At 28.1% G+C, this 6,745-nt stretch carries 5 protein-coding genes; 4 read left to right on the forward strand and 1 reads right to left on the reverse strand.

Annotated elements, in window-relative coordinates; genetic code table 11:
- Both galE and ACWYO2_RS04350 read left to right on the forward strand, forming a co-directional pair.
- The coding region (gene galE / locus ACWYO2_RS04345) for a UDP-glucose 4-epimerase GalE (protein ID WP_455515272.1) at positions 1 to 784 on the forward strand (784 nt) is incomplete at its 5' end.
- A gap of 9 nt (positions 785 to 793) precedes the next feature.
- On the forward strand, positions 794 to 2,353 hold the full coding sequence (locus tag ACWYO2_RS04350) for a UDP-glucose--hexose-1-phosphate uridylyltransferase (RefSeq protein WP_455515273.1): 1,560 nt from the start codon (positions 794 to 796) through the stop codon (positions 2,351 to 2,353).
- Between the two features lie 55 nt (positions 2,354 to 2,408).
- Here the strand turns inward: ACWYO2_RS04350 and gpmA are convergent, their stop codons facing one another.
- Positions 2,409 to 3,098: a 2,3-diphosphoglycerate-dependent phosphoglycerate mutase gene (gene gpmA, locus ACWYO2_RS04355; RefSeq protein ID WP_455515274.1), complete on the reverse strand. Its 690-nt coding sequence runs from the start codon at positions 3,096 to 3,098 to the stop codon at positions 2,409 to 2,411.
- 302 nt (positions 3,099 to 3,400) lie between these two features.
- Between gpmA and pflB the strand changes: the two genes are divergently transcribed.
- Together pflB and ACWYO2_RS04365 are read left to right on the forward strand one after the other, a co-directional pair.
- Positions 3,401 to 5,635, forward strand: coding sequence for a formate C-acetyltransferase (gene pflB, locus ACWYO2_RS04360; RefSeq protein ID WP_455515275.1), 2,235 nt, complete (start codon positions 3,401 to 3,403; stop codon positions 5,633 to 5,635).
- Positions 5,636 to 5,769: 134 nt separating this feature from the next.
- Positions 5,770 to 6,745, forward strand: a 976-nt coding sequence (locus tag ACWYO2_RS04365) for a hypothetical protein (RefSeq protein ID WP_455515276.1), incomplete at its 3' end; no start/stop codon positions are given.

The following is a 6,745-nucleotide window of genomic DNA, read 5'->3' on the forward strand; positions in this document are numbered from 1 at the left end:
TGAGAAAATTGATATAGTAATGCACTTTGCTGCTTTTATAGAAGTTGGGGAATCAGTACTTGATCCAGGAAAGTATTATGAAAATAATGTTGGTAAAGTAATAAATTTATTAAATCAAATGGTAGAGTCAAAAATTAAATATTTTGTATTTAGTTCAACAGCTGCTACTTTTGGAGAACCTCAAAGTTCTAAAATAAGTGAAACTCATCCTCAAAATCCAATAAATCCTTATGGAAGTTCAAAAAGAATGGTAGAAATAATACTTAAGGATTTTGAAAAAGCTTATGGATTAAAATCTGTTATATTAAGATACTTTAATGCTTGTGGTAGTGATATGAATGGACTAATAGGTGAGTCTCATAGTCCAGAAACTCATTTAATACCTGTAATATTAGAAGCGGCTAATGGAAGACGTGAAAGTGTTAAGATATTTGGTACTGATTATGAAACTAAAGATGGAACTTGTATTAGAGATTATATTCACGTTTATGATTTAGCTAAAGCACATATCATGGCTATGGAAAAAATGTTTGGAGAAAATGAGAGTTTAGAGTATAATTTAGGAAATGGAGAAGGATATTCTGTTAGAGAAATAATAAATACAGTTAAAGATGTAACTGAAGTAGATTTTAAAGTTATTGAATCTGATAGACGTCCTGGAGACCCAGCACTTCTTATAGCTGATCCAACTAAGCTTATATCTGAACTTAAATGGGAATCAGAATATGGTTTAGATGATATAGTAAAATCAGCTTGGTTATGGGAAAAAAATAGAAAATATTAGGAGATAAAAATGCAAATTTATGAACAAATAGAAAAATTAATACTATTTGGTATACAAAATGGATTTATAGATCCACTTGATGAAGTTTTAGTAAGAAATAAGGTTTTGGAAGCTTTAAAAATAGAAGATTATACTATATTTAATAAAGCAAAAAGAGATGAATTTTTAAAATATGTTTCAACTCTTGAATTTCCTTGTGAAATTTTAGATAATATAACAGAGTGGGCAGGAGAAAATGGTATTCTTAAAGAAAATATTTTAGTATTTAAAGATCTTTTAAATTCTCAACTTATGGGTATAATTGTTCCAAGAACTTCACAAATAACTAAAGAATTTTGGGAAAAGTATAATAATAAAAAAGAAGATGCAACTAAATACTTTTATGAAGTATCTCAAAAAAGTAACTATATTAGAACTGATAGAATTGCTAAAAATATGGCATTTAAGTATAAGTCTAAATATGGAGAACTTGAAATTACTATAAACTTATCTAAACCTGAGAAGGATCCTAAAGAAATAGCTCTTGCTTTAAAGAATAATAAAAAAAGTGGTTATCCTGTATCTTTACTTGCTAAAGAAAATGAAGGATATATGGGAAGAATTGATCATCCAGGGCGTCAAAATCATAGAATTATTAAACTAAATTTAACTAATGAAGATTGGTATTTCCAATATTCACCATATACATATTATAATGAACATTCAATAGTGTTTTCAAGTGAAATAAGACCAATGAAAATAGATAAATCTGGATTTAGAAGATTAATAGAATTTGTAGAATTATTCCCACATTATTTTATAGGTTCTAATGCAGACCTTCCTATAGTTGGTGGTTCTATATTAACTCATGATCATTTTCAAGCAGGAAAACATAGTTTTGCTATGGCTGATGCACAGATTTCTTCAAAATTTAATTTTAAGGGATATGAAGAAATAGAAGCAGGTATAGTAAATTGGCCATTATCGGTTTTGAGATTAAGTGCTAGTTTTAATGAAAAAGAAAAATTACTTGATTTAGCTGATAAGGTGTTACAAAAATGGATACATCATTCAGATTATGAAAATGATATTAAAGCATTTAGTGGTGAAGTTAGACATAATACAATAACACCTATAGTTAGAACTAAAAATGGGAAAATTGAAATGGACTTAGTGTTGAGAAATAATTTAACAACTGAAAAATATCCGTTAGGCTTGTTCCATCCACACCCTGAATATCATTCTATAAAAAAAGAAAATATAGGGCTTATTGAGGTTATGGGACTTGCAGTTCTTCCAGGAAGATTAAAACATGAAATGGAAGAGTTAGAACAGTTGTTTATGAGTATAAGAAATGTTAAAGATGTTTTAGAAATGATGGAAGAAAATTCGGATTTAAAGAAACATATAGAATGGGTAAAAAATAATTTTACAGATGAGATGATAGCCAAAGATTACTTCTTAGATGAATTAATACAAAAGGTTATAGGATCAACATTTGAAAAAGTATTGGAAGACTGTGGAGTATATAAAAATAATGAAGTAGGAAGAAAAGGATTCCTTTATTTCTTAGAAACAATAAATAATTAAAAATGTTAAATGTAAATAAAATGGCAAGTAGATTACTTTCTACTTGCCTTTTATATTAGAATAATTCAGGTGCTGAAACTATTTCTAAATTTTCGTTAATTTCAAATATGTAAGGGAAACCAGTTTTTAAGTTTAAGTCTAATATTTTAACATCATCGATATTTAATAAATATTTAATTAATGATCTTAAACTATTTCCATGAGCTACAACTAAAACATCTTTTCCTTCTTTTATTTGTTTAGATATATCAGAATTCCAGTAAGGTAAAACTCTTTTGATTGTATCTTTTAAGCTTTCTCCACGTGGACATTCTTCATCAGGTATATCTTTATATCTATCTTGGAACTTAGGATAGTTTTCTTTATCGTCAGTATTTACTAAAGGAGGAGCAACATCAAAACTTCTTCTCCAGATGTGAACTTGTTCATCTCCATATTTTTTAGCAGTTTCTGCTTTATTTAATCCTTGAAGAGCACCGTAATGTCTTTCATTTAATCTCCAAGATTTGAATACTGGAAGATATAATTGGTCTATTTCTTCTAGTATATAATTTAATGTTTTGTTAGCTCTTTTTTGGTATGAAGAAAATGCAACATCGAATTTAAGACCAGCTTCTTTTAATGCTTTTCCACCTGATTTTGCTTCAGAAACACCTTTTTCTGTTAAGTCAACATCAATCCAACCAGTGAATCTATTTTGTAAATTCCATTCACTTTCACCATGACGTACTAATACTAATTTCATTTAAATTCCTCCTAAAATTAAGTTATAATTACAAAATAATTATACTATATATTTGATTAAAAATCAATTTATATCTTGTAAAAAATGTTTAAATATTCCATATAGTGAAATCAAAATAAAAAAATAACAATATATAGATTTGTAGTTTTATCTAAATATAGCATATATAAAGGGTTTTGTAATTTTTTGTAAAAAAAAATATATTTTTTATTGATATATCATTGTAATTTTTATTTGGTTGATATAGAATAATATTGTAAAGGAAAATAAAACAAAATTAAATATTGAAAGGGATGACTTACATGGAAGCGTGGAGAGGATTTAAAGAAGGACTTTGGTCTAAAGAAATCAATGTTAGTGATTTTATTGCTAATAACTATACTGAATATACAGGTGATGGTAGTTTCTTAGAAGGACCAACTGATGCAACAACTCAATTATGGAATGAGTTAAAACCAAAATTAGCTATTGAAAGAGAAAAAGGGATCTATAATACAGAAACTAAGATACCTTCTCAAATAGATGCTTATGGACCTGGGTACATTAAGAAAGAATTAGAAAAAATAGTTGGGGTACAAACAGATGAACCATTAAAAAGAGCAATATTCCCTAATGGTGGATTAAGAATGGTTGAAAATTCTTTAGAAGCATTTGGATATACTATTGATCCATCAACTAAAGAAATTTATGAAAAATATAGAAAAACTCATAATGATGGAGTTTTCTCAGCTTATACTGCAGAAATTAGAAATGCAAGAAGAACAGGAATAATCACAGGATTACCTGATGCTTATGGAAGAGGACGTATAATAGGAGACTATAGAAGAGTTGCTTTATATGGTGTTAATAAATTAATAGAAGAAAAAACTAAAGATTATAACAATTTAGAACCAGATGAAATGACTGAAGATGTAGTTAGATTAAGAGAAGAAATCTTTGAACAAGTAAAAGCACTTAAAAAATTAGTTAATTTAGGTAATGCTTATGGATTTGATTTAACTAGACCAGCTGAAAATGCTCAAGAAGCAGTTCAATGGGTTTACCTTGCATACCTTGCAGCAACTAAAGATCAAAATGGAGCTGCAATGAGTTTAGGAAGAACTTCAACTTTCTTAGATATATATATTGAAAGAGATTTAAAAGAAGGAAAAATTACTGAAAAAGAAGCTCAAGAATTCATAGATCAATTTGTTATGAAATTAAGAATAATTAGATTCTTAAGAACTCCTGAATATGATGCGTTATTTAGTGGAGATCCTACTTGGGTTACAGAATCAGTTGGAGGAATGTTAGATGATAATAAATCATTAGTAACTAAAAACTCATTTAGATACTTACAAACATTATACAACATCGGACCATCACCAGAACCAAACTTAACATTATTATGGTCTGAAAAATTACCTGAAAATTGGAAGAGATTTGCTGCTCAAACATCAATAGATACTTCAAGTTTACAATATGAAAATGATGATTTAATGAGACCACAATTTGGTAATGACTTTGCAATAGCTTGTTGTGTTTCTCCAATGACAGTTGGAAAACAAATGCAATTCTTTGGAGCACGTGTAAACTTACCTAAAGCTTTATTATACACTATTAATGGTGGTAAAGATGAAAATAAAGGAATACAAGTAACTCCAGAAGGTATGTTTGAACCAATTAAAGGTGATTACTTAGAATTTAATGAAGTATGGGAAAAATATGATAAAGTATTAGATTGGTTAGCTAAAACTTATGTTCAAGCTTTAAATATTATTCACTATATGCATGATAAATATGCTTATGAAAGTTATGAATTAGCTCTTCATGATACATTTATTAAGAGAACACAAGCATTTGGTATAGCAGGAATTTCAATAGTTGCTGACTCACTTGCTGCAATTAAACATGGTAAAGTAAGAATTATAAGAAACGAAGAAGGATTAGCAGTTGACTATGTTAACGAAGGTGATGATTATGTAGCATTCGGTAATAACTATGATGAAACTGATAACTTTGCTGTAGAAATCACAAGAAGATTCATGAACAAAATTAGAAGTCACAAAATGTATAGAAACGCAATACCTACTCAAAGTTTATTAACAATTACTTCAAACGTTGTTTATGGTAAGAAAACAGGAAATACACCTGATGGAAGAAGAAGTGGAGCTCCATTTGGACCAGGGGCTAACCCAATGCACGGAAGAGACGTAAATGGTGCAGTTGCATCACTTGCTTCAGTTGCTAAACTTCCATTTGAAGATGCAAATGATGGAATTTCATATACATTTGCTATAACTCCTGATACTTTAGGTAAAGATAGAGTAGAAAAACAAATAAACTTAGTTGGATTATTAGATGGATACTTTAATGCAACAGGTCAACATTTAAATGTTAACGTATTTGGAAGAGAATTATTAGAAGATGCTATGGAACATCCAGAAGATTACCCTCAATTAACAATAAGAGTTTCTGGATATGCTGTTAACTTCGTAAGATTAACTAGAGAACAACAATTAGATGTTATAAACAGAACAATATCTAACAAAATGTAATAATATATTAGAGAAAGACCTTAGGGTCTTTTTCTTTTTCACGTACATCTAAATTAAAAATAAATTAAAAAAATATTGATTTAAAATTTAATTAGTGATATACTAAAGTTACTAAAGGTTAATGGGGGGTTAAAATGAGTAACAAATTTAAATTTTTAAGCTTAATACTTTTATTAAGTATTAGTACACTTTCATATTCTAATAGGAGAGAGAATAATGGAATAATTGATACAACTCCTGGAGGAGGTGGGTTTGGAGGTGGACGTGATACGGATAAATATTGGTACTGTGGAGATACCTATGTTCCTAGAATTGGTGGTATAAGTAAAAGTGAAGCATGTTCAGCTAATTTTAATTTAAGATTAGACAGTAATGTAGATAACAAGCCAATTAAACCTATTTATGGTAATGTTGAAAATAAACCTAAATATAAGGTTTCTATAATACCTGAAGATGATACAATATTTGTTAGAAAAATGACTAGAGAAGAGGATAGTACAATTATATCACCTGGAGAAGTTGATTTAAAACCAACTCGTGATAATACGACGGGCAGTGTTACAGTTAGTGTTAATAATAATAGATATGAGGATAGAGATGTTTCCACAAGTATTCATGAAATACCTGCTCCAGAATTAGGAGAGACACAATTTTTAATATCAGCTAAAAGATATGAAATACATGGAAGTGATTTGATAGGTGTAGAAATAGATGAAGATGAAAGTAGTGAAAGAAAATTAGTTTATAAATTAAATGATAAAAAATTAAAATCGGAACTAGAAGGTAAATTAAATAAAGATTTAAGTAACTTATCAGATAATTCAATATTAGAAAGTAAACTATCTGAAGGCGTAAGAGATAAATTAAATAGTAAATTAGACAAAAACTTATCAAATTTAACAGATCATGTAATAGTTAAAGAAAAGTTATCAACAGAGGTAATAAAAGAAATAGAAGGAAAGTTGAATAAAGATTTATCAAATATAAATGATAAAGAAAAAGAAACTTTACGTAAAAATTTAGATGTATATAATAAAGGAGAAGTAGATACTAAATTAGATGGAAAACTAAATAAAGATTTGAGCAATTTATCAGATAATTCAATATTAG

This window comes from Pseudostreptobacillus sp. (assembly GCF_977040545.1).

Coding starts and splice junctions, on each gene's coding strand:
- ACWYO2_RS04350 (WP_455515273.1), top strand. CDS start 794: ATGCAAATTTATGAACAAATAGAAAAATTAATACTATTTGGTATACAA.
- gpmA (WP_455515274.1), bottom strand. CDS start 3,098: ATGAAATTAGTATTAGTACGTCATGGTGAAAGTGAATGGAATTTACAA.
- pflB (WP_455515275.1), top strand. CDS start 3,401: ATGGAAGCGTGGAGAGGATTTAAAGAAGGACTTTGGTCTAAAGAAATC.